The organism is Oricola indica (assembly GCF_019966595.1).
Lineage (GTDB): Bacteria > Pseudomonadota > Alphaproteobacteria > Rhizobiales > Rhizobiaceae > Oricola > Oricola indica.
Genome location: NZ_JAINFJ010000001.1, coordinates 930,585 through 953,641, shown reverse-complemented (window position 1 = coordinate 953,641; position 23,057 = coordinate 930,585). Strand labels below are relative to the sequence as shown.

Annotated in this window: 22 protein-coding genes, 1 tRNA gene and 2 pseudogenes; 8 read left to right on the top strand and 17 right to left on the bottom strand. The window is 61.5% G+C overall.

What is annotated here, in order from left to right; translation table 11 throughout:
* Positions 1–28: 28 nt before the first annotated feature.
* A complete protein-coding gene (locus LC343_RS04540) occupies positions 29–1,018 on the bottom strand; it encodes a substrate-binding domain-containing protein (protein ID WP_223475891.1) in 990 nt (329 codons plus the stop codon).
* 35 nt (positions 1,019–1,053) lie between these two features.
* Positions 1,054–2,035: pseudogene (locus tag LC343_RS04535) on the bottom strand (NAD-dependent epimerase/dehydratase family protein).
* A gap of 270 nt (positions 2,036–2,305) precedes the next feature.
* Between LC343_RS04535 and LC343_RS04530 the strand changes: the two are divergent.
* Positions 2,306–3,349, top strand: coding sequence for a LacI family DNA-binding transcriptional regulator (locus LC343_RS04530; protein ID WP_223475890.1), 1,044 nt, complete (start codon positions 2,306–2,308; stop codon positions 3,347–3,349).
* A gap of 159 nt (positions 3,350–3,508) precedes the next feature.
* Here the strand turns inward: LC343_RS04530 and LC343_RS04525 are convergent, their stop codons facing one another.
* From LC343_RS04525 to LC343_RS04495, 7 genes are all read right to left on the bottom strand, one after another.
* On the bottom strand, positions 3,509–4,291 hold the full coding sequence (locus LC343_RS04525; protein WP_223475889.1) for a creatininase family protein: 783 nt from the start codon (positions 4,289–4,291) through the stop codon (positions 3,509–3,511).
* 19 nt (positions 4,292–4,310) lie between these two features.
* The gene (locus LC343_RS04520; RefSeq protein WP_223475888.1) at positions 4,311–5,825 is read right to left on the bottom strand and encodes a class I adenylate-forming enzyme family protein; all 1,515 of its coding nucleotides are present in this window, start codon (positions 5,823–5,825) and stop codon (positions 4,311–4,313) included.
* A 22-nt stretch (positions 5,826–5,847) separates the two neighbouring features.
* Complete coding sequence (locus LC343_RS04515) at positions 5,848–6,786, bottom strand: ABC transporter permease (RefSeq protein WP_223475887.1); 939 nt, start codon at positions 6,784–6,786, stop codon at positions 5,848–5,850.
* Positions 6,787–7,881: an ABC transporter permease gene (locus tag LC343_RS04510; protein WP_223475886.1), complete on the bottom strand. Its 1,095-nt coding sequence runs from the start codon at positions 7,879–7,881 to the stop codon at positions 6,787–6,789.
* Positions 7,878–9,425 carry an ABC transporter ATP-binding protein gene (locus tag LC343_RS04505; protein ID WP_223475885.1) on the bottom strand — a complete coding sequence of 516 codons (1,548 nt, stop codon included), beginning with the start codon at positions 9,423–9,425 and terminating at the stop codon, positions 7,878–7,880. The genes LC343_RS04510 and LC343_RS04505 overlap by 4 nt, the downstream gene beginning before the upstream one ends.
* Before the next feature lie 56 nt (positions 9,426–9,481).
* Positions 9,482–10,471, bottom strand: a complete 990-nt coding sequence (locus LC343_RS04500; protein ID WP_223475884.1) for a BMP family protein — start codon at positions 10,469–10,471, stop codon at positions 9,482–9,484.
* Between the two features lie 269 nt (positions 10,472–10,740).
* Positions 10,741–11,682: a LysR family transcriptional regulator gene (locus LC343_RS04495; protein WP_223475883.1), complete on the bottom strand. Its 942-nt coding sequence runs from the start codon at positions 11,680–11,682 to the stop codon at positions 10,741–10,743.
* 146 nt (positions 11,683–11,828) lie between these two features.
* Between LC343_RS04495 and LC343_RS04490 the strand changes: the two are divergent.
* Positions 11,829–12,167: pseudogene (locus LC343_RS04490) on the top strand (integrase core domain-containing protein); the annotation flags it as partial.
* Between the two features lie 96 nt (positions 12,168–12,263).
* Here the strand turns inward: LC343_RS04490 and LC343_RS04485 are convergent.
* From LC343_RS04485 to LC343_RS04475, 3 genes are all read right to left on the bottom strand, one after another.
* The gene (locus LC343_RS04485) at positions 12,264–12,983 is read right to left on the bottom strand and encodes a hypothetical protein (RefSeq protein ID WP_223475882.1); all 720 of its coding nucleotides are present in this window, start codon (positions 12,981–12,983) and stop codon (positions 12,264–12,266) included.
* 38 nt (positions 12,984–13,021) lie between these two features.
* Complete coding sequence (locus LC343_RS04480) at positions 13,022–13,225, bottom strand: hypothetical protein (RefSeq protein WP_223475881.1); 204 nt, start codon at positions 13,223–13,225, stop codon at positions 13,022–13,024.
* Positions 13,226–13,365: 140 nt separating this feature from the next.
* Positions 13,366–13,442, bottom strand: a tRNA-Met gene (locus tag LC343_RS04475).
* Positions 13,443–13,592: 150 nt separating this feature from the next.
* On the opposite strand from LC343_RS04475, the gene LC343_RS04470 reads away from it, so the two are divergent.
* Both LC343_RS04470 and LC343_RS04465 read left to right on the top strand, forming a co-directional pair.
* On the top strand, positions 13,593–14,549 hold the full coding sequence (locus tag LC343_RS04470) for a Gfo/Idh/MocA family protein (RefSeq protein ID WP_223475880.1): 957 nt from the start codon (positions 13,593–13,595) through the stop codon (positions 14,547–14,549).
* A 164-nt stretch (positions 14,550–14,713) separates the two neighbouring features.
* Entirely contained in the window at positions 14,714–15,859 is a 1,146-nt protein-coding gene (locus LC343_RS04465; protein WP_223475879.1) for a DegT/DnrJ/EryC1/StrS family aminotransferase, read from the top strand.
* Between the two features lie 3 nt (positions 15,860–15,862).
* Here LC343_RS04465 and mnmA read toward each other — a convergent pair whose 3' ends face one another.
* Complete coding sequence (gene mnmA, locus LC343_RS04460; protein WP_223476111.1) at positions 15,863–17,047, bottom strand: tRNA 2-thiouridine(34) synthase MnmA; 1,185 nt, start codon at positions 17,045–17,047, stop codon at positions 15,863–15,865.
* 197 nt (positions 17,048–17,244) lie between these two features.
* Here mnmA and sciP point away from each other — a divergent pair, with 197 nt between their 5' ends.
* Entirely contained in the window at positions 17,245–17,520 is a 276-nt protein-coding gene (gene sciP, locus LC343_RS04455) for a CtrA inhibitor SciP (protein ID WP_223475878.1), read from the top strand.
* Positions 17,521–17,553: 33 nt separating this feature from the next.
* On the opposite strand, the gene LC343_RS04450 is transcribed toward sciP, so the two are convergent.
* Both LC343_RS04450 and LC343_RS04445 read right to left on the bottom strand, forming a co-directional pair.
* Complete coding sequence (locus LC343_RS04450; protein WP_223475877.1) at positions 17,554–17,997, bottom strand: paraquat-inducible protein A; 444 nt, start codon at positions 17,995–17,997, stop codon at positions 17,554–17,556.
* Between the two features lie 68 nt (positions 17,998–18,065).
* Complete coding sequence (locus tag LC343_RS04445; protein WP_223475876.1) at positions 18,066–18,452, bottom strand: flagellar export protein FliJ; 387 nt, start codon at positions 18,450–18,452, stop codon at positions 18,066–18,068.
* 412 nt (positions 18,453–18,864) lie between these two features.
* Between LC343_RS04445 and ctrA the strand changes: the two genes are divergently transcribed.
* Positions 18,865–19,566, top strand: coding sequence for a response regulator transcription factor CtrA (ctrA, locus tag LC343_RS04440; RefSeq protein WP_223475875.1), 702 nt, complete (start codon positions 18,865–18,867; stop codon positions 19,564–19,566).
* Between the two features lie 89 nt (positions 19,567–19,655).
* Here the strand turns inward: ctrA and LC343_RS04435 are convergent, their stop codons facing one another.
* Complete coding sequence (locus tag LC343_RS04435; protein ID WP_223475874.1) at positions 19,656–20,024, bottom strand: response regulator; 369 nt, start codon at positions 20,022–20,024, stop codon at positions 19,656–19,658.
* Positions 20,025–20,155: 131 nt separating this feature from the next.
* Positions 20,156–20,797 carry a histidine phosphotransferase ChpT gene (chpT, locus tag LC343_RS04430; RefSeq protein ID WP_223475873.1) on the bottom strand — a complete coding sequence of 214 codons (642 nt, stop codon included), beginning with the start codon at positions 20,795–20,797 and terminating at the stop codon, positions 20,156–20,158.
* 276 nt (positions 20,798–21,073) lie between these two features.
* On the opposite strand from chpT, the gene LC343_RS04425 reads away from it, so the two are divergent.
* Both LC343_RS04425 and LC343_RS04420 read left to right on the top strand, forming a co-directional pair.
* Positions 21,074–21,688: a DUF1134 domain-containing protein gene (locus tag LC343_RS04425; RefSeq protein WP_428982498.1), complete on the top strand. Its 615-nt coding sequence runs from the start codon at positions 21,074–21,076 to the stop codon at positions 21,686–21,688.
* 105 nt (positions 21,689–21,793) lie between these two features.
* A complete protein-coding gene (locus LC343_RS04420; RefSeq protein ID WP_223475872.1) occupies positions 21,794–23,053 on the top strand; it encodes a coiled-coil domain-containing protein in 1,260 nt (419 codons plus the stop codon).
* Positions 23,054–23,057 lie beyond the last annotated feature (4 nt).

Below are 23,057 nucleotides of genomic sequence, written 5' to 3'. Positions count from 1 at the left end.
GGCCCGGCAATGGTGTGGCGGTTATCGCCTAGTTGTCAGCGCAGAAGCCTGCGTCTTCCAGGTTGCAGACGTCGAGGCCCGTGTAGAGCGGATCGTCGACCTGCTCGCCATTGATCAGCTGGATCATGACGTCCGGTCCGCGGAGGCCCATTTCGAAGGGACGTTGACCGACCTGCGAATGGCTGCGTCCGTCGCGGAATGCCTGCGTCTGCGGCGGCAGCGTGTCGCCGGCGATGATGATCAGTTCTTTCGATTTCAGCTTGTCCATGACCTGGTCCGTCACCTGGGCGTAGGCCTGCGGCGCGAACTGCGCCCAGCCGCCGATCAGGATGAATGCATCGAGATCAGGGTTGGCGGTGAAGGTGTCGGCGATCTGCTGGTTGGCGAGGTCGGCCTGGTCATTGGTGAAGACCGGGCATCCTTCGATTTCGGTCCAGCCGTTCTGGCCGTCCAGCCGATCGATCCCTTTTTCGCCGCCCGCGGTGTCGCGGAAGCCCTGCGCGCGGGCATTGATGTTGTCGGCCGCGACGTTGCCGAGCTGCAGGCAGACGGAGCCGCCATCCGGCTTCAGCATGGCTGCCTGCTCGGCCATCTTGACGCCCATCAGGTAGTTGTCGGTGCCGAGATAGGTGGCGCGCAGGTCGCGGTCCTGCTCGAGGAAGTCCGCGTCGATGGTCATCACCGGCACATCCGGTGCGATCTGGCGAATGCGGTTGGCCATTGCCGGCGCATTGGACGGCGAGATGGCAATCGCCGCGACGCCACGGGTCAGAAGATCGTCGACGATCTGCACTTCGCCGGCTTCGTCGGTGCTGGATGCCGGACCGGTGTAAATGCACTCATACTCGGAATCCGGATTGTTCTTCATCCATTCCTGGCAGCCGAGATTGATCTGCTCGAAGAAGGGGTTATCGAGGCCCTTCACGACGATCGCGAGTGTCTTCTTGTCCTGGGCATGGGACGCACCCGTGACCAGAATCATGGCCGAAGCCAGTGCATAGAGAAGTTTGTGTTTCATGGTTTTCCTCCCACAATCTGCTGGTCCGGCGCACCTTACCCCGGGTACCAGATCTTCCGAGGCTCGTCGGGCGCGCGCTGATAGGCCCCACGCGCGCTCGATGAGGTCCTCGAAATCCACTTTCGGGCGCCATCCGAGCAGGTGGCGCGCCTTGGAATTGTCCAGCCAGTTGCTGTGAAACGGCGTCGGAACGCTTAACGCTTCCATGTTCCGCGTTTTCGCGAGGTAGGCGGCGACCGCGCCGTAATCGACGGGCTCGTCCATCGCGATGTTGAACAGCGACTGCCGGGCGGACGGATTGCCGATCGCGGCGGTGATCGCCGAAACGAGGTCGTTCACATGCACGAAATTGCGTTTCAGCGGCGCGCCCGATGCGGACAGCATCAACGGCACGGCCCCTTTGCGGAAGCCGTCCGCCGCGCGCGTTTCGCCGATCAGATCAGCCCATGGCGGGCCGCCGAACTGGTCTTCGCCAAGCGACAGCGCGAAGCGGAAATCATCCTTTTCCATGATCCATGGCGCGCGCAGCACGCAGCCATTGAGGTCATATTGCACCTGGTACTGCTCGACCATCACCTCTTCGAGGACCTTGGTCAGCGCGTAGCAGCCCTCATAGGCTCTTCGCGGCGAGGTCTCGGTAATCGGCGCATCGTATTCGTGGAAGATATGCCCGACAGCGCAGTCGCCGCTGATCAGGATGAATTGTTCCAGTGTCGAGGAGGCGCGGGCGCCTTCCAGCAGGAGGAACATGCCCTTGATCGCGACGTCGATGGCGAGATCGGGCGATTCCTTCACCGCGGCCATGTGGAGCACATGCGTCACGCCCTGCATGGACCTGCTGACCGTATCGGGGTCCGCAAAGGAGCCCTGAACGATCTCGATGCGGTCCGAAGGTTCGATCGAGCGGTTGTGGCAAATCACCCGGAGGCTCCAGCCGGCGAAGGTCTCGTCCGAAAGAACGCGATCCAGGAAATTACGCCCTACCTTGCCGGTGGCGCCGGTGATCAGCAGCCTCATTAATGATCCTCCCAAGGCGATCAATAATATTTACTAATAATAATTAGTCAAGTATGAATGGCTGGGCCGGGGCGGGCACAACCCGGCACGGCGCCATCCGCATCGGGACTGGCGTTGCCGGAGACGGAATCGCTCAAACGCGCGGGTTTGACGCGCCAAAAAAAGAAACAGATGGAGGTCCGGGAGTGCTTCGAGTTTGCTTTTTTTCGAGCCGGTTGCTAGCGACCAGCGCAATGAATTTCACTGTCGCCGCTGCAGAGGCACTTCAAATTGAAATCTGAAAAAGATCGTCACGGGGCGTCGGGCCGGCCCACGATGATGGATGTCGCCGCGATGGCCGGCGTTTCGCAGGCCACTGTATCGCTCGTCCTCAACGGGAGTCCTGGCGCGAAACTGACCGAAGCCACGCGGCGCCGCGTTCGCGACGCGGCACAGAAACTCGGCTACAAATTCGTCCGAAGGGGCACGGTTGCCGCACCCGGCGGTCATTCCACCATCCTTTTCATCGCGGACGAGGTTTCGACCGACCCCTGGATGACGCTGGCATTCGAGGGCGCACGCGACAAGGCGCTCGAATACGGGATCAACGTCTACCTGACCGTGAGCCATGGCGATGTCGATGCCGAAACGGCGATCGTCAATCAAATGAGCCAGATCCCCGCGATGGGCGTCATCTACGGCACGATTCTGACGCGTCTCGTGGAACTGCCGCCCGCTGTCGAAAAAAGCCGTGCCGTGCTGCTGAACTGCTACGATTCCAAACGGAGTCTTCCTTCGGTCCTGCCCGGAGACCTGCTCGGCGGCCGGGTCGCGACCGAAAGGCTTCTGGTTGCGGGCCGCAAGCGTATCGGCCTGATCAATGGCCAGCAGGGCATCGACGCGTCACGCGATCGTCTCAAGGGCTACAAACAGGCCCTGGCAAGCAACGACATTCCATTCGATGCTTCACTCGTTCGCTGGGGCAACTGGGAGCCGTCCACCGGCTATGACTGCACCCTTGAGCTCATGGAACTGGACAACCCGCCGGACGCGATCTTCTGCGCCAACGACATGATGGCGCTTGGTTGCATCGAAGCCCTCAACGAAAAGGGATACAAGGTTCCCGATGACATTGCCGTCATCGGATTCGACGACCGCCCGATCGCGCAATTCACGCATCCGCCGCTCACCACTCTCGTGCTGCCGCATTACGAGATGGGCGAGATCGCCGTCGAGATGCTCGTCGATCTCGCGGGCGGGCTCGATGCGGGCCCCAACCAGATCAAGGTCGAATGCGAACTGGTCGAACGCCAATCGGTGACAAAAGCCGACTGAGGCTGTTTGGTACGCGCACGGATGCTTGAGTGCGCTCACGCTCGGTATGGTCAAGCCGTATTGACTGCATTTGTTTCGGAAAGCCTGACGCCGAGCGACTCCGCGGCCTAACTGATCGACACCCGAAAACCGGACTTTCGCGGATCATCGACGAACCGGTCAGGAATTCGTCGCCCCAACTTCGAATGTCGAGATCTCCGTCAGGATGCTGGCAAGGCGCTCGATCAGCGGTTCGAGCCGTTGAGCGCCCCGTTCGGCAGTCGCACCGGTTGCGTCTCCCCATGTGCCCGTTTTCTGGAAATCGTCCGTTTTCCATCCAATCGTGGCCCCCGTCATCTCCAATGCCAGGGTTTCGGACTGGAAATCGGGAAATGCGCAATCGAGCTTTTCCGTCCGCACGCGGTCGGGTGAAACCGCCAGCATCAGGCTCGTTTCCCATTCGCCGGCATGGATGCCGTAAGCCGGCTCGCGAGGATCGAGTGCCGGTAAGGGATCGGGCATGGCGCCCGAGGCAAAGACCTGAAATGTCATCAGGCCTGTCTCGATACGAATGTCGCGCGCAAGAACCTCGAGCAGCGCCCGGTTGCCGCCATGGCAGTTCCACAGGACAAGCCGGCGGAAACCGTTGTTGCTGGCGCTGCGAGCGATGTCCGAGATGACAGCCATGAAGGTCTGGGCCGACAGATACCATGTGCCGGGAAATCCGACATGTTCGTTGGACTTCGAGATCGGCAGCATCGGCAGACGCCAGACCTTCGTCTCCGGAGCAAGTCGCGCCAGGGCCATTTCCAGGAAATTCTCGGAAAAGACGAGATCGCAGTCGGTGGAAAGATGCGGGCCATGCTGTTCGATCGAACCGATCGGCAGCACCAGGGCGCCGTCCTTGGCCAAGTCGAGCGCCTCGACCTCCGGCCATGTCAGTTGTGCGATATTGCGCTGCATTCTCTCGCTCCCGTCTGTTTTAGTTGCTGGCTGCGGCCTGATCGCGCAGCGTCGCCTTGGCGATCTTGCCGGTCGGGGTCATGGGGAACTCGTCGATCTGGCGAATTTCCAGTGTCGAAAGATCATAGGGCGTCTTGTCGGCGACACCCGCCAGGGTTTGTGCCGCATCGATCTTTCCCGGACCGGTCACGAATGCAATCGGGCGATGGCCTCCGTCGCCATCGTCCAGTCCGACGACCGCCGCGTCGCGAATGCCCTCGATCAGCATCATGGCTTCCTCGATATCGCGGGGAAACCAGGTTTCGCCGCCCACGTGCAACAGTTCGGACGCCCGTCCGCGCATGGTCAGGTAGCCATCCGCCGACATCTGGCCGACATCGCCGGAATGCAGCCAGCCGCCGCTCAGCGTTTCCGCCGTCTTGTCCGGCTTGCCCCAGTAGCCCGTCATGAACCCGCCGCGCAGACAGACCTGTCCCGGTTGCCCGATCGGCAGTTCCTCGTCATTGGCGCCAAGAATGCGCACTTCCTTGTCGGGCAGCGGACGTCCGACCGCGCCGAAATGCGCGTCGTCGGGAAGAACCGGATCGGCCAGGGCAAAGAAGCCGCCGATCTCGCTTTGCCCGTAGCTCTCGACGAGCGGCAATTTGAGCTCGTCACGCCAGGCGCGTTTGAGCGTCGGCGGCACCGGACCGCCGCCGGAGGTCGACATTCGCAGGGTGGCGGGAGCGCCGCCATGAACGCGGGACTGTTCGAGCAAATCCGCAAGGACCGGAGGATTGCCGACGAAAATCGTTGCCCCGGTTTTCCGGACCGCCGCATAGCCGGTCTCCGGCGTCCAGTCCTTCATGACGATGCAGGTGGCACTGTTGCGCAGCGGCGGGAGGACGTTTGCGACGAGTTGGTAGGAAGACGACAGCGCCGAGGGGCCGAACGAGATGTCATCGCGCGAATAGCGCAACCGTTCTCCGATCACGGCGCTGGCGGTCTGTGTCGGTTCGTGGGCAAGACACGCGCCCTTTGGCTGTCCAGTCGTGCCGGATGTGTATGACAGATGCGCTATCGCGGACTCGTCGCCGGGATCGGGCGGCGGCGGCAGTTTGGCATCCAGCAGTTCGGGAAAACTCAAGGCGCCGTCCTGCTTGCCGTCCATGCAGATCAAATGCCTGACAGCGCCCGATGTTTCGGCTGCGGCCTTTACCTCGGCAATCTTGTCATGGGTGTAGACGACAAGCGTCGGTGTGTGGTCGGCGAAGTAGTAATCCAGTTCGTCGGCGAACTTGACGTTCACGAGCGCAGAGATCGCGCCGATCCGCCATGCCGCGAACATCGAAATCAGATAATCCATGCCGTTGTGGGCAAAGATCGTAATGCGGTCGCCCTTGCGCGCGCCGAGGTCGTGAAACGCACCGGCCGCGGCCTCAACCTGCTCGACGGCTTGCGCGTAGGTCAGCGATTTTTCTCGCTCGACCCAGTGGAAAGCCGTGTGCTCGGGGCGGCGCATCGCGCCGTCGGTCAGCAACTGGTGAAGCAGCATCGTTTGTCTCCTTGGGGGTGCGTCAACGGTCGGCGTGATAGGGCACCATCAACGATGCCGGGTTCCGGGATCGGCCGAACACGCCGGAAACGGCGAGAACGGTCAGCAGGTATGGAAGCGCGACCAGAAGCTGGGACGGAATGCCCAGATCAAGCAGTTGCAGCGACAAGGGCAGCGCGTCCATTGCCGCGAAACCGAATGCCGCGAGGATGGCGAGATAAGGGTTCCACCGCGCGAGGATCACGATACCAAGCGCGATAAATCCGCGGCCCTGTACGATCGTGTCGCGAAAGAGGCCGATCTGGACAAGAACGAAATAGGCTCCTGCAAGACCGCCGCCTAGGCCGAAGGCAAGCACGCCGAGAACGCGCATCCGCACGACATTGACACCTGCCGCGGCAGCGGCCTTCGGGTTTTCCCCAACTGCGCGCAGGTTCAGCCCGAAGCGTGTGCGGTACAGCAAGATCCCCGAACCGACCGCAATCGCAAGCGTCAGATAGAACATGATGGACTGCTCAAAGAATGATGGGCCGATCAGCGGGATGCGGCTCAGTCCCGGAACCGAAATTTCCGGCAGCATCGGAGCGGTCTCGATCCGCGGGATGTCGCCCATGAGGGTGCGAAAGGCGTAGCTCGCCGCCCCCATGGCGAGAACGTTGAAAATGATGCCGACCACGACCTGGCTGGCTTTGATCACGACATACATCCAGGCCAGAAATGCATTGACGGCGACGCCGATGATGGCGGCCGCGGCCACGCCGGCCCACGGATTGCCGGTCCAGATGGCGATGAGATAACTCGCCAGCGCCCCGAACAGGATCGTGCCTTCGATGCCGACATTCAAAACGCCGGCGCGCTCGCTGTACAACTCGCCGATGGCGGCCAGAAGCAGCGGGCCGGTAAGGCGCAGCGAAGCGGCGAGCCAGGTCGTAATGAAGCTGATTTCAAGCAGCGATTCCATTCAGGTCTCCGTTGCCGCGGGATTTCCGAAGACAAGCCGGTGTGTCCGCAGCACTTCGCTCGCCAGCAGCAGAAGGACGATCGTGGCCTGCACAATCACGACGATCGAAGACGGCAGGCCCGACTGGCGTTGCATGGCGTCCCCGCCCACTGACAAGCCGCCGTAGAGCACCGACGCCACGACGGCGCCCGGCGCGGTCAACCGGCCAAGCAGCGCGGTGACGATGCCAAGGAAGCCGGTTCCGTCGGAAAGCCCGTCGAGGAGACGGTGATGCACGCCAAAAATGGTGATCGCGCCGGCCAGACCCGCCATTCCTCCGGCGATTAAGGCGGCCTGTCTTTGCCGCTGCGCCACATCGATGCCGCCGTAACGCGCCGACCTGGGATTGAGGCCGCTCGAGATCATCTCGTAGCCGGCGCGCGTCTTCGTCATCAGGATGTGGACGAATATGCCCGCCGCGAGCGCCACCAGGATGCCGGCATGCAGCCGTGTGCCGTCAACGATATAGGGAAGCCAGAGGTCGCGCGGCAGGCGGTCTGTCTGCGGCATGTCGCCGACGACGCGCCATGGCCCGACAACCAGATACTGCACCAGGTAGATCGCCAGGAAATTCATCATCAGGGCGATCAGCACCTCGTTGCCGCCGTAGCGCACTTTGAGTTCGCCGACGATAGCCGCCCAGAACGCGCCAAGAACGCCGCCCCACGCAAGCGCGAGCGATGTGACCAGGGCAGGCGGGAGCCCCGCCAGCGTCCCGCCGTCAAGCGCCTGCAGCCCGATCATCGTTCCGCCCATGGCACCGATCAGAAGGCAGCCCTCGAAGCCGAGGAAGATGAAGCCGCAGCGCCAGGCGACGATTGTCCCGAAGCTCACCAGCATCAGCGGCGTGGCCGCGACGAGCGTGAATCCGAAGCCGCGCAGATTGAAAAATGCCTTGCCGATCAACGCTGCGTAGCCATCGAGCGGGCTGGCGTCGAATGGCAGGAATAGCAGCCCGCCGACCGCCATGCCGACAAGCACCGCGGCCACGGAAAAGACGATGACTGTCCAGCCTCCAATGAGAGGCGTCTCGCGTTTTTCAAGGCGGATGGTCATGAGATCACCTGTGGGTCGCGCGCCTGTTCCAGGGCTCGGCCGGCCATCATCGCGCCGAGGAGCTGCGTGTCGGCCTCGGCTCGTGGCACGACGCCCATGATCCGTCCTTCGAACATGACCGCGATGCGATCGGACAGCGCCATGATTTCCTCCAGTTCCGTGGAAGCGAGAAGGATGGCCGCGCCGGCATTGCGAAGGGCCATGATTTCCGCCCAGATCAGTTCGATCGCGCCAACGTCGAGGCCGCGCGTCGGCTGTTCGATCAGCAGAAGCTGCGGATTGCGCGACACCTCACGACCCAGCACGAGCTTTTGCAGGTTGCCGCCGGACAGGTTCCCCGAGATGAAATCCGCGTCCGGCGCCTTGATGTCGAAGCGCTCGATGACCTTGTCCGCGTCGTTACGGACCGTATGGCGGTCGATGAAACCGGTCGGCGAATATGATTTGCCGGAGCCGAGGATCACATTGTCCTCGATCGAAAGCGTGACCTGCGCGCCGACCCCGCGGCGGTCTGGCGGGATATATCCGAGGCCGGCGTTACGGCGGTCCAGGCAAGACAGGTCCGTAATGTCCCGGTCGTCCAGAAGTATGTTGCCGTCGAATATCGTTCCAAGACCGAACAGGGCCTCGATCAATTCCGTCTGGCCGTTGCCGTCGACACCGGCAAAGCCGAGGATTTCGCCGCGCCGGATCGAGAAGCTGGCCGGTTCGGCCGGTTTGGAACCGTCCCTGCGGGCGACCACCAGTCCGGCGACCTCCAGCAGCGGGCCGTCACGATCCCTGGTTTCGCGATCGAGGTGCATGTCCAGATCGCGCCCGACCATAAGCCGCACCAGCGACTTCTCGTCGGTTTCCGCGGTGTTGACGGTGGCGATCATCCGGCCGCCCCGCATGACGGAGACGCGGTCCGAAATCGCCATGACCTCATGCATCTTGTGCGTGACGATGATGATGGCGTGGCCGGACTGCTTCAGTCTTTCCAGCACCTCGAAAAGCGCATCGGTTTCCTGAGGCGTCAGCACGGCCGTCGGTTCGTCGAGAATAAGCAGCTTTGCGTGGCGGAACAGGAGCTTCAGGATCTCCACGCGCTGGCGCTGGCCCACCGACATGTCTTCGATCCGGGCATCCGGATCCACATGCAGGCCGTAATCCGCCGAGATCTCGCGCACGAGCCGGCGCGCCGCGCTGGTCCGTTCCGCCCCCTCGGGCAGCGTTGTCGTGCCCATCACAATGTTTTCGACCACCGTGAAGGAATCGATCAGCATGAATTCCTGGTGAATCATGCCAATGCCGTATTCGATCGCATCGGCGGGATCGCGCAACGATATGGGCAGTCCGTCGAGCTCGATCTGTCCTTCCGTCGGCTCGTAGAGGCCGTAGAGGATGTTCATGAGCGTCGATTTGCCGGCGCCGTTTTCGCCGAGCAGCGCGTGCACCTCGCCCTGACGCAGGTCGAAATCGACGCGGTCATTGGCAAGCACCGATGCGCCGAAACGCTTGGTGATGGAAGCCATGCGCAGGAATGTGGACGGTTCGGATGTCATCTTGTCGTGGTCCGGCGGACCGGGAGCATGCCCCCGGTCGCCTTGGGAGCGCTTTTCTATTCGGCGGAAACCTCGATTTCGCCACTGTCGATCTTGGCCCAGGTATCCTGGAAGACTGCCCAGTCCTCGGCGGAGACGATGTCCGGATTGTAGGCGGCGTCGCCATAGACGGTCACCCAGGCGAAGCCGAGGTCCGGCTCCCACATCCTGCCGCCCTCGAAGCTGCCGTCAGCCACCATTTTCGCGACGGCCTCGACCAGTCCGGCATTGTTTGCCGCGAAGCTGGTGGCGATCGCCTCCGGTGCGAGTTCCTTCTGGTCGGAGAACATTCCGATAGCCTTAGCGCCGCCCGAGGCCGCACCCTCGATCGCGCCGATTCCGGTAATGTCGGCGGTGTGCCAGATCACGTCGGCGCCATTGCCGATCATGGTCGAGGCGGCCTCTCGGCCCTTTGCGGCGTCATTGTAGTCGCCGGTGATGATGGAATATCCCTTCAGGCCTTCCTTCGTGGCCTCGGCTGCCTTTACGAAATTGGTCGCCATGATCTGCGTCGTCGGGTTGTCGCCGCCGCCGACCATGCCGACAGCATTCCCGTCCGACATGAGGGCCGCAAGGACACCCGCGCCATAGGCGGCGTCCTGGTAGCGAAATTCGACATAAAGCGCGTTTTCCGGAATCTCCGTGTTGCCGGGTGCGCTGGTCGTCGCGAAAAACGCCTGGTCCGGATATTCGACCGAGATTTCCGCAAAGAGGCTGCCGAACTGGAAGCCGTGCCCGATTATCAGGTCCATGCCGTCATCGGCATAGCCCTGGACCACGGCGGGAATATCGGCCTGGTTGACATTTTCCGAGAATGCGATTGTGAAGTCTCCCGAGGCTTCCAGTGCCTTGAGCCCCTTGTAGGCGCCTTCGTTCCAGCCGCCGTCGGCAACGGAGCCGGGCAGGACAAGCGCTACGCTGGTTTCGGCGCTGGCGCCTGCCGCCGAGCCGAAACCGAGGATGGTTGCCGCGGCCAGTCCGCTGGCGAATTTCCGAATACGTGTCATGTTTGACGTTCCTTCTCGACTTGTTCGGGACCCTGACAGTCCCGTTGTCCTGATGGGTATCGCTGTTTGGCCGGATCGCACTTTCCCTAATCGGCATCCGCCTGTGCGGGCCGTTGAAAGCATTTTGCGATTGTCTGTCGAACTGCGATGGCCGGACTATAGAAAGGGACTTTGCCTTCCAAAATGCCGGGCGGCGAATTCAGTTCATATCAATGATGATATGATGCAACCTTTATCCATAACGCATAAATAATGTGCACAAAAACGCGTCAAACTTGAAGATTGCCTATTTTAGCGGCGCGAATGATCGTGTCACGCAGCCAGATTGCGCTGGGATTTTGATTGGTCACGTCATGCCACAGCAGCCGGAACTCCATGCGGGGAAAGAAGCCGGGCGCGTCTACGATCGAGAGAGGAAGGATGTTTGCGTAGACATCGGCGAAACGACGGCAAGTGGTGAAGACAAGGTCTGAATCGAGCAGCACGTTTGGGATCAGGCTGTATTCGGGAATGAACCAGCTAATCCGGCGGGGTGTTTTCAACGACTTCAGCGATCCGTCGATTGGCCCCTTTTCGAAATTGGAGACGGGAAAGGGCGCGATGTGTTCGAGCGCGAGATAGTCTTCCGCCGTCTGCGGTGGCCGGGCGACCACGGGATGATCCGAGCGCGCCAGCAACACGATCTCGTCCGTGCCGATCGGCGCGTAGCGAAGGTTTTCGTATGTGTCGCGGGTGAACTCCGTCACGCAATCCACGACGACATCGAGCTCCCTTTCCTCCAGTGCCGACAGGACGTCGACAGAATCGTCGATCGGCCTGACACGCGCCTTCAGGCCGGGGCCCGCATGTGAAATTGCCGCGACGACCGGCGGAACGAGGCTGACCATGTTGGAGTCGGCGAAACCCAGCGAGAATTCCGTCTCCGAGGTTTGCGGATCGAATTCCGGCTCCGGCTCGATGAGATCCGACAGGCGATCCAGAATGGCCTGGAGTTCGTCGCGAATGATCCGACCGCGATCGGTGATGACCATGCGCTCGCCGCTGCGCACCAGAAGCCCGTCACTGAAGCGTTCCCGCATTTCCGCGAGCAACCGGCTGACCGCTGGCTGAGAGGTTTCGAAATGGTGCGCCGTTTCCGTAACACTCTTGACCTTCAGCAGATGAAGAAAAACCCGGTACTGCCTTGTGGTGATGCTCTGAAGTCTGGACATCGCCGGATCATTTAGACCGCCGGAAACACCGTCAAGCCGGAAGGTATGTCGAACGGCATCATAAAACAGCGTTGAAGAAACAAACCTGTCCGATGAAGCTTATTCGTTCATGGCGGCCGAAGGACGATCGACACAGTTGAGCGCTCGGCCCGAAGTTCGTTGCTCATCGCGTGCGCGACTGGATCACGGCCGCCGGCGCCAGGACGGCTTACATCGAGCCAAGCTCACCCTGAGAGAACGGATACTGCGAAAGCTTCAACGCCCGGTTCCGTGACGAACTGCTTGACGGCGAGATCTTCTACAACCTGCGCGAGGCGCAAATCCTGATCGAGCAATGGCGGAAGCACTACAACACCGGGAGACCACACAATGCCTTACGCTACCGCCCGCCAGCCCCGGAAAGCATTACCCCGATGGGCCAAAGGCCGGCCACGCACGAACAATCACATTGGACCCATCAAAATGGGGTTTCTCAGCGAAATTGACGAGGTTAAATGCCTCCAGATGCTAGCTGATCCGGGGCAAGGTTGGGCCGGGACAGAAATCCAAAAATCGGACTGCGAGCATTGCTGGGACGGGCGTTAGCGCCCCTCCTTGTCCCCAATTTTCGTTTCGTCTGCGATGAAGATGGGGAAGCCCTTGTCGCCGTAATGCTTCTGGATGGCGGGGCCTATCCCAAACGTCACCTTCTCAGCGTTGGCTTGAAGTGGACCTAGCGCAGAGCGAACCTCTTTAATGATGCTCTCAAGCTCCAATTCATATGGCGCAAGAGCCGCGATCTCGCTTTCAGTCAATTCGGACATTACGACCCCATCCCGGACGCCGGAATGACGTTTGATCAGTTTCTTTATCTCTCCGCGCTTCTCAAAGTAGGTGTCAATCGCTGCAATAAGTGTGGCGTGCTGCATAAAAACTTCAGTCGCAGCAGTCACCAAATCCGCTTCCTTTGCCGCAATCAGAGGGACAAGTTCCGAGGCGTCTACTTCGTATGACTTGCTGCTGGGAACAATAGGTATGACCCTTCGCCAAAACGGAAGGTGAGATAGACCCCTTTCATTGGCGTCCGACAAGGACTGATTTATGGCGTTCTTGATTGCCACGACGTCGGAGAGAACCAGCGAAGCTTTCACCATCAGTCGGAGAGCATAAGACTTCTGCTCCTCGTCTCGCGCTTCGCGATCCCGCTTCAATGTCTCCGCAGAGCTTTGTTTGGCGAGCAGCCACGAAATGAAACCGCCGACCAACGCGCCCAACAGCGCCCCGCCGAAGCCGCTTGTCAGATTTACAATCTCTGGGTTCATGTCCACTACATATCACAACGCAAAAGCCATAGCCGCGATTATTCTGGCGGTGTCAGCTTCCGCTTCCTCGGTTCATTCCGCCAGTCGACGCCCGGCTCCTGACCCTCATCCTGCTTCTTCGCCTCCCGCATGTGATGTCTGGCAAGCGCCCTGAAGAACTGCTCGATCTTCTCCTCGCCGCCGCTTTCGCCGCTATGCGTGAATGTCACTTCGACCTCGGCGGACTTCCGTTTATCGTGCATGTCCATCCTCCCGCCGCATGACGCAGCGGGGCACGGTAGCAGAAGAATGCGCGCTTAGGTGGCAATGACGATCAGATTGCTCGTCAAATCGACAGGAAAGCCTAGGAAAATCAATGACTAAGAAGTTTGAATGCAATTTTTGGTAGCGGAGGAGGGACTTGAACCCCCGACACGCGGATTATGATTCCGCTGCTCTAACCGACTGAGCTACTCCGCCACGCGGCGGCCTGTGGCCGCGAAGGTCGCGCGGATATAAGGTCCGGGCCTCCGGCCTGTCAAGCGTGGATGCGGCGAAAGGTAACTTGTTTCGCAGCGCCAAAAACGCTTTAACGCGCCCGCTATCCCTCTATCCCGTCCGGAACCGACCATGACCACTTCCAATGCCCCGAGAATCGCGGTGATCGGCTGCGGCTACTGGGGCGCGAACCATGTCCGCACGCTCGGCGAAATGGGGCTCCTGCACGCGGTATCCGACGTCAATATCGAGCGCGCGGAAATGCTGGCGCAGCCTTTCGGCGCGCGGGCCTGCCTGCCGGACGATGTCTTCGCGGACGCCGATATCGATGCGGTGGTGCTGGCGCTGCCGGCGCATGTGCATGCGCAGTTCGCCCTGCGCGCCATCGCAGACGGCAAGCATGTCTTCGTCGAGAAGCCGCTGGCGCTGTCTTCCGCCGACGGCGCGCATGTTGTCGACGAGGCGGCCACGGCGGGTCTCGTTTTGATGACCGGGCATATCCTGTGCTTTCACAACGCGTTCACGGCGCTGCGCGACCGGGTCGCGGCCGGCGATCTCGGCGAAGTGCGATACCTGCAGAGCCACCGGCTGGGATTCGGCAAGTTCCACGCCCGTTTCGACGCGCTGTGGGACCTCGCGCCGCACGACCTCTCGATGATCATGACGCTGGCCGGCGGGGAGCCGGAAAGCGTGCGCGGCATTAATCGCGGCGTCTCGATCGGAACCACCGATCTCGCGCATGTGCATATGGATTTCGCAGCCGGGACGGGCGCGCATATCCATGTTTCCCGCCACAGCCCCTATCGCGAGCGCCGGTTCACGGTGATCGGCTCAGAGGGTATGGCGGTCTGGGACGACCTCGCCGACTGGCCGGAAAAGCTCGCGCTTTATCGCCACAGGATCGATCCGAAAGGGACGAACTGGGATTTCGAACTGAGCGATCCCGACTACGTTCCGCTCGAAGCCAACATGGCGCTGACCGACGAACTCGCCCATTTCGCGGAGTGTATCCGCACCGGCGAGACGCCGCGTACCGACGGGCGCCAGGGCGTGGCGGTGCTGCGCATCCTCGAACAGGCGGGCGCCTGACGCATCGTGCCGTTCACCGCTCGTTACAAGGCGGCAACGGGATTGATGAGCCGGGGAATACTAGGCTCTTGCCGCCGCAGGGTTTTGCGCGATACGCAGCAACGGGGTAAAGAGGGTATGACGCTTCCGTGATTCCGGGAGCGCCACGCATTGCGGGGAATTTTATGCAGTTCATAGATCTCGGCGCGCAGCGCGCCCGTATCGAGGACCGGATCCAGGCGGTGATCGGAAATGTCGTGTCGAGCGGCGCCTATATTCTCGGCCCGCAGGTGGGCGAATTCGAGCGCCAGCTCGCGGACTATGTCGGCGTCAAGCATGTCATTGGCTGCGCCAGCGGAACCGATGCGCTGCAGATCCCGCTGATGGCCAGGGGCATCGGGCCGGGCGACGCGGTATTCGTGCCGAGCTTCACCTTCGCGGCCACGGCCGAAGTGGTTGCGCTGGTGGGCGCGGAGCCGGTCTTCGTCGATATCGACCCCGACACCTACAACATGGATCCCGCTTCGCTCGCCGAGGCGATCGAAATGATCGAGAAAGAGGGCAGGCTTGCCGCCAAGGCGGTCATCCCGGTCGATCTTTTCGGGCTGTCGGCCGATTACGACGCGATTGGCGCGGTGGCAAAAAAGCATGGCCTCATGGTCATTTCCGATGCGGCGCAGGCAATCGGCGGCGAAGCCGGCGGCCGGCGTTGCGGCAGTTTCGGCGATGTGGCGTCCACGAGCTTCTATCCGGCCAAGCCGCTCGGCTGCTATGGCGACGGCGGCGCGGTGATGACCGACGACGACGATCTGGCCGAAATCATGCGGTCGGTGGCCTTTCACGGCAAGGGCTCCAGCCAGTACGACAATGTGCGCATCGGCCTGACCTCGCGCCTCGATACGATCCAGGCGGCGATCCTGATCGAGAAGCTCGCGATCCTCGAAGACGAGATGGTCGCGCGGCACCGGATCGCGGAACGCTACCGCGAAGGGCTCGGCAATTACGTCAAGGCGGCCGGAAATATCGCCGGCACGCGGTCGGCCTGGGCGCAGTATTCCATCGAAGCGCCTGAGCGGGATCGCCTCCAGGCGCATCTCAAGTCGCAGGGCATCCCGTCCGTGATCTACTATGTGAAGCCGTTGCACAAGCAGGTGGCCTATCAGCATTTCCCGGTCGCGCCCGGCGGGCTGCCCGTGACTGACACGAAGCCGGCTTCCATCCTCTGCCTGCCGATGCATGCCTATCTGAGCGAGGAAGACCAGGATCGCGTGATCGGCGAGATCCGCAATTTCGTGCTCGAAAGCCCGGCCCGCCAGGCGGCAGCCGAATAGGCGTCAGCCGGCCTCGGCCATCAGTGTATCCAGCCTTTCAAGCATGCGCTCGGCCTCGGGCGCACGTTCGGTGCGATCGATGAAGCCGCCGCCGAGAACGCGCGCGCCTTCGCCCGTACCGTCATAGAGCACGCAGGCCTGACCCGGCGCGACGCCGGTCTCGCCCGCGTGGAGCTCCACCCATGTCCGGCCTGCCTCGTGGTGCAGCCGGGCAGGGGAAGGGGGGCGGGTCGACCGGACGCGGGCCATCACCTCGATCCCTTCGCGTGCGACCGTGTCGAGCGGCGCATCGCCAAGCCAGTTGGTCTCGCGCAAATGCACGATGCGCGTATCCAGCGCCTCGCGCGGTCCGACGATCACCCGGCGGGTGCGCGCATCCAGCTTGACCACGTAGAGCGGCTCGCCCGTGGCGACGCCCAGTCCCTTGCGCTGGCCGATGGTGAAACGCAGGATTCCCTCGTGCCGGCCGAGCACCCTGCCATCGACATGGACGATATCGCCGGCCATGGCCGAATTGGGCCGAAGCTTGGTGATGATGTCCGCGTAGTTGCCGTTCGGCACGAAGCAGATGTCCTGGCTGTCCGGCTTGTCGGCGACGATCAGGCCCATTTCGGCGGCGAGCCGGCGGGTTTCGTCCTTGGTCAGTTCGCCGAGCGGAAAGCGCAGGAAATCGACCTGGTCGGGCGTCGTGGCGAAGAGGAAATAGCTCTGGTCGCGGTCGGCGTCGGCCGGGCGGTAGAGGGCGCGGTGCGCACCGTTCGCGCGCGAGCGTATATAATGTCCGGTCGCCAGAACGTCGGCGTCGAGATCGCGCGCCGTCTTGAGCAGGTCGGCGAACTTGACTGTCTGATTGCAGGCCACGCAGGGGATCGGCGTCTCGCCGGCGAGATAGGAATCGGCGAAATTGTCGATCACCGCCTCGCGGAACCGGCTCTCGTAATCCAGCACGTAATGTGGGATGCCGAGCGTCTCGCAGACCCGGCGCGCGTCGTCGATGTCCTGGCCCGCGCAGCAGGAGCCGGTCTTTCGCGCCGCTTCGCCGTGATCGTAGAGCTGCAGGGTGATGCCGATCACCTCATAGCCTTCCGCATGCAGCATGCCCGCGACGACAGATGAGTCGACACCGCCCGACATGGCAACGACCACGCGGGTATCTTCCGGCTTCTTTTCGATATCGAGCGAATTCATGGTGCCCATTCACGGTTTCGGGGCTGCATATAACGGCCTCGGGCGCATTCTTCCAGCCGCCGGCCTGTCCGCCCTGCGGAATATCCCGGTTTGCGCGGCGCAGACGTTACCAAATGCCTACCTTCTCTTTAGGTGTTTTTTAAAGCTGTGGCCGTAATGTGGCATCGTTAATGGTCCTTGAGTGTGTAGTGAGTGCAATGACCGACCAGATTCGACCACGCGTCAAATATGTGATCGGGCCCGATGGCAGCCCTTTGACGATCAACGACCTGCCGCCCGCTTCGACGCGGCGTTGGGTCATCCGCCGTAAGGCCGAAGTCGTTGCAGCGGTTCGCGGCGGCCTGCTCAGCCTCGAGGAGGCGTGTCAGCGTTACACGCTGACCGTGGAGGAGTACCTGTCCTGGCAGGCGTCCATCGACGAACACGGCCTTGCCGGGCTTCGGACCACACGTATCCAGCAATATCGCCACTGACGCGGTCCGCCGCGCGGGGCACTTTCCCTCCGATCAGCGAATAAGTGCTGTGGCTATTGCCGCCGTGGCGACCGATGTCGCGTAGAACCAGAGACCCGGCTGGGTGAAGGCGTCGGCGAGACCCGAGGTCTTGGCGGCGACGATCACCAGCGCGACGACCAGCACATCCATCATCGACCATTTCGAGACGATGCCGAGCAGGCGGTGCATGCGTGCGTGAAGCGCGGGATTGCTTTCGCCGCCGGCCAGGATCGCCTGGACGGCGAGGATCTTGCCGGCAGGAAACACGATCGAGAAAAGCGCCACGACCGCGCCGAGCAGCGGATCCCCTGTGGTCCAGAGCTGGCCGACCATCTCGATCAGTGACGGTGTGCGGGTAAAAAAGATGAGATGCTCGAACCGCAACAGCGGCTGGGTCACGCCGAGGGCGAGCGAGAATGCCGATACGGCGATCAGGAGTGCAATCAGGATGCGCATGGCGCGCACCTAATTGACATTGCACCGGCAAGACAAGTCGAATGCCGCGCCGGGCGGCGATCGGCTGTCTAGCCGATCATCGCCTTGCGGGGTTCTTCGGTCTGCGGAGTGTCGTCGTCGTTGCGCGCCTCGCGCACCTCCATGCGCTCCGCCTTCTGAAGTTCGGCTTCCGCCTCGAGCAGTTCCGCCTCGGCGGCTTCCTTCTGCTGCTTCAGGTCGCGGATCGACGTCGACAGATTGTCCCGGCGGGTGCGCGCGGCCTTGGCGAAGGTTGGATAGGCGAAATGCTCCTGATCGGTGATGCCGGACTTCTTCTCTTCCGCGACGATCTGGGCGTCGAGTTCGTTCGCCATGCGCTCGAACTCGCCGATCATTGTTTCAAGCTGCATCACCTGGCGGTGCTTTTCGGCCACCTTGAACTGACGGAGGCGGATCATGTTGTTCCGAGGTTTCATACGCAATACTCCAAAAACCGAAAACGCTACGGCCGAATCTGTTTCGCGGACGTTAAATCGAAACGACTCAATCCGCCGAAAACGGCGTCTGGTAACACTTCGTTTACGTCCTCCGTTAATGATAGGCCGTAACCTTTAAGGCAGGGTAAACCTGAACCGCCATCCGGGGCGAAAGTTTTGGTGAGTCATTTGAATCAGTTAGCTTGGTTTCTTCGTGTGAAGAATCCGGAAAATTGAGTCGAAAAATCAAGTGATTTCAGAAGCCTGAAGGAATGGATTAATAAGGAATGAAGTCTTGCCCAACCGGAATATGTTTTGTTAACCATTCTATGTCAGCTTTTTCGCGGGCACTTGTGATTCTGCCCCGGAATCGAACGGACGGGATCGCCGGGCGCAGGAAAAGGGGATAAAAATGCGAGTTTTGCTTATCGAGGATGATAGCGCGATCGCCCAGAGCATCGAGCTGATGCTGAAGTCGGAGAGCTTCAACGTCTACTCCACCGATCTCGGGGAAGAAGGCGTGGATCTCGGAAAGCTGTATGATTACGACATCATCCTTCTCGACCTCAACCTACCCGACATGTCGGGCTATGAAGTGCTGCGAACGCTGCGCCTCTCAAAAATCAAGACGCCGATCCTGATCCTCTCCGGCATGGCCGGCATTGAGGACAAGGTTCGCGGCCTCGGCTTCGGCGCCGACGATTACATGACCAAGCCCTTCCACAAGGATGAGCTGGTTGCGCGAATTCACGCGATCGTCCGCCGCTCGAAGGGGCACGCACAGTCGGTCATCACCACCGGCGATCTTGTGGTCAACCTGGATGCCAAGACCGTCGAAGTCGGCGGCCAGCGCGTGCACCTGACCGGCAAGGAATACCAGATGCTGGAGCTGCTCTCGCTGCGCAAGGGCACCACGCTGACCAAGGAAATGTTCCTCAACCACCTTTATGGCGGCATGGACGAGCCGGAGCTGAAGATCATCGACGTCTTCATCTGCAAGCTGCGCAAGAAGCTCGACGCAGCATCCGGCGGGATCAATTACATCGAGACAGTCTGGGGGCGCGGCTATGTCCTGCGCGAACCGGATCAGGTTTCGATGGCCGAAAGCGCCTGACGCGTTTTTCGACACATGGTCTGAAATTGAAAAAGCCCGGTCTTTCGACCGGGCTTTTTCGTCCCGTCTTGGGAGCAGCCAGGTCCAGTTCAGGCTGCGCTTTCGAACTCGTGCAGACAACGGGTCAGCTGCGGGCGATCGAACGGCTTCAACAGATAGTCGTCCGCGCCGGCGCGCTTGGCCTTTGTCATCAGCGCCAAGTTCATCTCGGTCATCATCACGATGATTCTCGGTTGCCGCGTTTCGTGCATCGTGCGGACATGGCGGACGAAATCGGCCACTTCCATATCCTGCAAGTTTCCATCGACCATCACGACGTCCGGCAATTCGGCGGCGAAGACGCCTAGACCGTCGCTGCCGCTTTCGGCTTCGCTCACGACACTTTCGGTCGATGCGAGAATCCGTTTTGCGACCTTGCGGACGACATTCGAACCATCAACGATCAAACAACGCGACATGCCACGATTCCTCTTCCACATTCCCGTCAATCCGGGCATCTCCCCGCACCATACCGGAGAGGCCTGAAGGAAGCTCAAAATCGTCGTGGCAAATTTATTTCGTGTCGTTAACCGGTCGGAAACGTCGTCAATTAAGAGGCTGTGAAGACGATCCGTTCTTCGTTCTCGTCGACTTCGATGCTCATATCCGCCTCTTTGGCCAGAAGCAGCGTGTAGTAAGCCTGCACCGAATGGGCATCGACCGGCTCATCCGGCGGTGCGCCGTATTTGGCTGCCGTGTACAGTTCGTCGAATTTCGCGCTGACGCGCAGGAGCTTGCCGGCGACGGTCAGGCGGAAGACCGGCGATTCCTCGAGGTTGGCGAGCGTGACGTCGAGCGTACCGCCGCGCGGGATCGATCCGTTTGCGACGAGGATGAGGTTAAGCAGCAACTTCACCTTGTTTTTCGGCAGATAGGCGCGATCGCCCGTCCAGGAAAATTCCGGCTTTTCGCCGCGCATATATTCCCGCGCCACCGCCTCGGCATCGCCGGTATCGATCTGGACGCCGGCCGACCCGGCCGCGCCGAAGGCGATGCGGGCGAATTGCAGCCGCGACGACGCGTTGCGCGCGCTCGTCTTGATCAGGTCCATCGCGGCTTCGTCCGCGCCGCCTTCCTCGAGCAATTCCAGGCCGTTGTTGATGGCGCCGACCGGCGAGATGATGTCATGGCAGACCTTGCTGCAGAGCAGCGAGGCGAGGTCGGAAGGCGTCAGCGTGAAGATGGACGTCATTGGGGGGCTCCGGGATGCGGCGAACGAATCGATTGATAATACCCCGAAATGCCTATCACCGCCCGTTCCGGACAGGCAAGAATGCCGCATTTTCCGCCGTTTCCGACAGGTGCGGCCGGTGCGGTGAAAAAAGGCCTTAACAGTGCGTAAACCCTGGCAGCGTATTGCTGGATGTGCCGCAGGAGAGTCCGGGTCACGGACCGCACGGCGAAACAGGTAAAGGCGGAAGACAAGGACAGCGGCGTTGCAACGCAAACAGCGTTGGAAGGAACCGTCATGACCCCTTATTCCGAGACGACCCCGAACGTCCGCAGCGCGCGCCTTGCGCACCTGCTTGCGGTCCTGATGGCGTTCGCGCTCGTATTCGTGGCCGCGATGACGCCGCTGAAGGCGCGCGCGCAGGCCAGCGACACCTACACGGCCGAGGAAGTTGTCGATGCCGGGCACAATTTCTTCGGTGCGACCTCCGGTGGCATCGCCTCCGTCATCGAACAGATCTTCTCCAGGTACGGATTGCCGAATGGCTACGTCCTTGGCCAGGAAGGGGGCGGCGCATTCGTCGGCGGCCTGACTTATGGTGAAGGCACGCTCTACACCAAGAACGCCGGAGACCACACAGTCTTCTGGCAGGGGCCTTCGGTCGGCTGGGACTTCGGTGCCGACGGCAACCGCACGATGATGCTGGTCTATGACCTTCAGAGCGTCTCCGGACTTTACGGCCGCTATGGCGGCGTGGCCGGCTCGGCCTATCTCGTGGCCGGTGTCGGCTTCAACGTCCTGAGGCGCGGCAATGTGCTGCTCGTACCGGTGCGTACCGGGGTCGGTGCGCGTCTCGGCGTGTCCATCGGCTATCTGAAAGTGACGCCGATGCCGACATGGAACCCGTTCTGATCGATTGACCACGGGTCAATTCCGGTGGGCCTGATGGCCCGCCGGGGCTGGATTATTGGAAGTTTCCGTGGCAGATGCTAGCTTTCCGCGCAAGGAAAACGGATTTTGTTCCAGTCGGCCCTCATATTCGCGCTTGGTTTTCTTGCCGCCGCGCTTCTGGCCCTTATGGTCGCGCCGGCCATATGGCGGCGCGCTGTCTATTTGACGCGCAAGCGGATCGAAGCGGCTTTGCCGCTGACCGTCAATGAGCTGAATGCGGAAAAGGATGCCCTGCGCGCCGAGCACGCGATGGCCATGCGGCGCATGGAACTGCGGCTCAAGGACACTCGCGAGCATGGAACCAGCGAGAAAGTGCTGGTCGAAGAGCAGAGCGGTCGTATCAAGGCGCTGGAGTCGTCGCTGGCCGATGCAATGGCCCGCAGCGCCGCACGCGAACGCGAGACGGCCGAACTGACCGAAAAACTGCATGAGCGCGTGACCGAATTGTCCGAGCTTTCGGTGCTTCTGGAATCCGCGCGCACGGAGCTCGATATCCGCACGAGCGAATTGAAGGCGGCGACGCGTCTTCGCGAGGACCGCGCGGCGCAGTTGCGCGAGGTTTCCTCCCAGCTCCAGACTACCCGCGACGATCTTGGCGAGCGCGAGACGCAGATGGAGACCCTCTATGAAACGATCGCCGAACTGAAAGCTTCCGGCAAGAACCTGAAACGCGAGGTGCAGGACTCGAACACCGACGGCCAGGCGGTTGGCGACATGCTGGCGAGCGAAAGCCGTCGGGTCGCCAAGGCCGAGGCCAAGCTCGAACTGAGCAACGCCAAGGTCGCGGCGCTCGAGGAAAAGCTCAAGAAACGCGAAGCGGACATGAAGGAACTGCGCGAGCGGTCCGGCACCGATGACGCGGAGCTGGTGAAACTGCAGGGCCGTGTCGACATGGCCGAAAAGGCCAAGGCGGAGCTTGAGGAAGAGATCGAACGGATGTCGTCTCGCATTGAGGAGATGACAGCGGCATTCGAGGGCAGGGACCCGTCCGAGACGATCGAGGAACTGGAAGCCAAGCTTGCGAAGCAGGTTGCCGCAGCGAACGCGCTTGAACTGGAACGCGATTCCATGAAAGTCGAGCTTGCCGTTGCCAATCTGGGCGCATCGTCCGGCTCCGGCGAGGGCGACGCGATCCTGCGCGAGAAGCTCAACGATCTGGCGGCCGAAGTCGTCGCCATGGCGGCCCGGCTCGAAGGTCCGGATTCGCGCATCCACGTCCTTCTTGATCAGGAAAAGCCTTCCGCTTCGAGCGGCGATATCGTCAGCCTCGCCGAACGCATCAAGGCGCTCCAGCGTAGCGCCAACGGCCAGCGCTCCACCGCCTGACGGG

Bases quoted from the DNA above. Each gene is read 5' to 3' on its own strand.
- LC343_RS04540 (WP_223475891.1), bottom strand. From the start codon at position 1,018: ATGAAACACAAACTTCTCTATGCACTGGCTTCGGCCATGATTCTGGTC.
- sciP (WP_223475878.1), top strand. From the start codon at position 17,245: ATGACCGACCAGATTCGACCACGCGTCAAATATGTGATCGGGCCCGAT.
- LC343_RS04445 (WP_223475876.1), bottom strand. From the start codon at position 18,452: ATGAAACCTCGGAACAACATGATCCGCCTCCGTCAGTTCAAGGTGGCC.
- LC343_RS04505 (WP_223475885.1), bottom strand. From the start codon at position 9,425: ATGACATCCGAACCGTCCACATTCCTGCGCATGGCTTCCATCACCAAG.
- LC343_RS04435 (WP_223475874.1), bottom strand. From the start codon at position 20,024: ATGTCGCGTTGTTTGATCGTTGATGGTTCGAATGTCGTCCGCAAGGTC.
- LC343_RS04495 (WP_223475883.1), bottom strand. From the start codon at position 11,682: ATGTCCAGACTTCAGAGCATCACCACAAGGCAGTACCGGGTTTTTCTT.
- ctrA (WP_223475875.1), top strand. From the start codon at position 18,865: ATGCGAGTTTTGCTTATCGAGGATGATAGCGCGATCGCCCAGAGCATC.
- LC343_RS04425 (WP_428982498.1), top strand. From the start codon at position 21,074: ATGACCCCTTATTCCGAGACGACCCCGAACGTCCGCAGCGCGCGCCTT.
- LC343_RS04500 (WP_223475884.1), bottom strand. From the start codon at position 10,471: ATGACACGTATTCGGAAATTCGCCAGCGGACTGGCCGCGGCAACCATC.
- LC343_RS04515 (WP_223475887.1), bottom strand. From the start codon at position 6,786: ATGGAATCGCTGCTTGAAATCAGCTTCATTACGACCTGGCTCGCCGCT.
- LC343_RS04470 (WP_223475880.1), top strand. From the start codon at position 13,593: ATGACCACTTCCAATGCCCCGAGAATCGCGGTGATCGGCTGCGGCTAC.
- LC343_RS04510 (WP_223475886.1), bottom strand. From the start codon at position 7,881: ATGACCATCCGCCTTGAAAAACGCGAGACGCCTCTCATTGGAGGCTGG.
- LC343_RS04465 (WP_223475879.1), top strand. From the start codon at position 14,714: ATGCAGTTCATAGATCTCGGCGCGCAGCGCGCCCGTATCGAGGACCGG.
- LC343_RS04520 (WP_223475888.1), bottom strand. From the start codon at position 5,825: ATGCTGCTTCACCAGTTGCTGACCGACGGCGCGATGCGCCGCCCCGAG.
- LC343_RS04525 (WP_223475889.1), bottom strand. From the start codon at position 4,291: ATGCAGCGCAATATCGCACAACTGACATGGCCGGAGGTCGAGGCGCTC.
- LC343_RS04480 (WP_223475881.1), bottom strand. From the start codon at position 13,225: ATGCACGATAAACGGAAGTCCGCCGAGGTCGAAGTGACATTCACGCAT.
- chpT (WP_223475873.1), bottom strand. From the start codon at position 20,797: ATGACGTCCATCTTCACGCTGACGCCTTCCGACCTCGCCTCGCTGCTC.
- LC343_RS04485 (WP_223475882.1), bottom strand. From the start codon at position 12,983: ATGAACCCAGAGATTGTAAATCTGACAAGCGGCTTCGGCGGGGCGCTG.
- LC343_RS04450 (WP_223475877.1), bottom strand. From the start codon at position 17,997: ATGCGCATCCTGATTGCACTCCTGATCGCCGTATCGGCATTCTCGCTC.
- mnmA (WP_223476111.1), bottom strand. From the start codon at position 17,047: ATGAATTCGCTCGATATCGAAAAGAAGCCGGAAGATACCCGCGTGGTC.